1 protein-coding gene is annotated in these 1,897 nt (G+C 58.2%); it reads left to right on the forward strand.

Annotated features, from left to right (window positions below):
- Positions 1-165: 165 nt before the first annotated feature.
- On the forward strand, positions 166-1,897 hold a 1,732-nt coding region (locus EPO09_RS11200), incomplete at its 3' end, for a hypothetical protein (RefSeq protein WP_290643085.1).

A 1,897-nucleotide genomic window follows, 5' to 3' on the forward strand; every position in this document is an offset into this window, starting at 1 on the left:
GACGAATTCAGCAACCCTGAAGAGGGCAAGCTGGCGGCACAAGGCTTCATCAAGCACCAACCTGGCCCCGCCCCCTCCGACACCGGCGCAACCAAAAGGGCGGGCACCTCTCGTCGCAGCAACTACGCCAACGGCCTCAACGGCAAGGCATGACCTCATTGAGCTATGAGCACAGAAACTGTTGACCACCCCGTCATCGTGACGCCCGTTACGCGCGAATCGATGACCATCACCTGCACGTCGCCCTGGGCACTGAACGGATCGGAATACCACCCGCAAAACGCAGCCTTCAAGCTGTTGATCAACGGTGAAGAAGCGTTCGGTGCCGTGCACCGCGCCATTGCCAACGCACAGAAATCCGTCAGCATCATCTGCTGGGGCTTTCAGCCATCGATGTATTTCATCCGAGACGGCAGCCACCCCTCTATTGGTCAGCTGCTGGAGGAGCGTGCAGAAAACAACGTCAAGGTACGCGTGCTGTGCTGGGAACTCGCCTTGGCCAATTTGCCGGTCAACACAACCGGTAAAGCAGGTGAATCCAACACGCCTGGGCGATGGCGTGTGGGCCTGAAAAACCGCCCGCCCTCCACGAATGACACCCAATACAAGATCGATGTCGACTGGTACAACAAATACGACGAAGATCAGGAGTGGTGCGATGAACTGCTGAAGTGGGCGCGCTCCACCTTTGGCGACGAGAAGAAGGCCTCAACCAGAAGGGCCCAGAACCTGCACTTTCGTGGGCGAGGCTTCTCCACGCTGGACCGTCTCAAGCTCGCCGTCAAACACTACGATGACGATATCAGCCTGAGCACGCGAGGCGTCTTGAGTGCTGTGCCTACTCACCACCAAAAGATGGTGCTTGTGGACTATGAAGATCCGGAGCTGGCTGTGGGCTTCGTCATGGGCCACAACATGCTGGACGAATACTGGGATACCTCAGAACACAGCAGCAAGCCCCGCACCTTTTATCGAACGACCCACCCTGAAGAGCATCCCAACACAGTGGCCAACGGCCTGCTACCCCGTCACGACTTTTCCAGCATGGTGACAGGCCCCATCTTGGGCGACCTGTACAACAACTTTGCCACGGCCTGGGACAAGGCCGATGGTGACAAGATGTCCGGTGCGGACTTCAAGAGCTACCCCGTTCGAAAGCTCGACGGCATGGAGTTCATCGAAGGGCAAATCTTGCGCACCCAGTCTCAGGAGGGCAGGCAAGACATCAAGAGCTGCTATTTACAGGCCGTCAACAACGCCACGCAGTACATCCACATCGAAAACCAGTACTTCCGCTGGCCCCCGCTGGCTGATGCCATCAAGGCCGCAGCAGAAAAGCAGACGCAAAACGGCCGAGTTCCAGAACGCGACGGCTACCTCTACCTCTTCGTCATCACCAACTCGGGCGATGAAGGCGTGGGCGCTGGCATCGACAACACCTACCGCATGATGAAGGCCTTGGGCCGCACGGACACGTTGCCGCAAGTAGCCCGGCAAGACAAACTGGCAGAGATCGAGCAGGCCAGATGGAAGGTCACCCGTCTGGAAGCAGAGCGCGCGCAACTGGACGAACAGGCCGGCCTGTTGAACGGGCTGCCCAATACCTCACCACGCATGACGGCTCGTTACGAGGCCAACGCACGCGACCTGGAAGCAGCCAAAGAGAGGCTCAAGGCGCTGGAGGCCAATCAAGATGCCATCAAACAAGAATACGACCAGCAAGAGGCCAAAAGCGCAGAGGGAAGCAAGGCAAAGAATGCTGAGGACCAATGGCAGGATGAGATCGACCACAAGGACTCGGTCATTCAGCCAGAACCCATCCCCGGCCTGAAGTCCCACATCTGCACCCTCGTGGCACCCGACACCGAAGACGGCAAAGCCTGGATGGAGGTCTACA

Origin of the sequence: Aquabacterium sp. (assembly GCF_004297345.1) — a bacterium.
In the GTDB taxonomy this organism is placed as follows: domain Bacteria; phylum Pseudomonadota; class Gammaproteobacteria; order Burkholderiales; family Burkholderiaceae_C; genus Aquabacterium.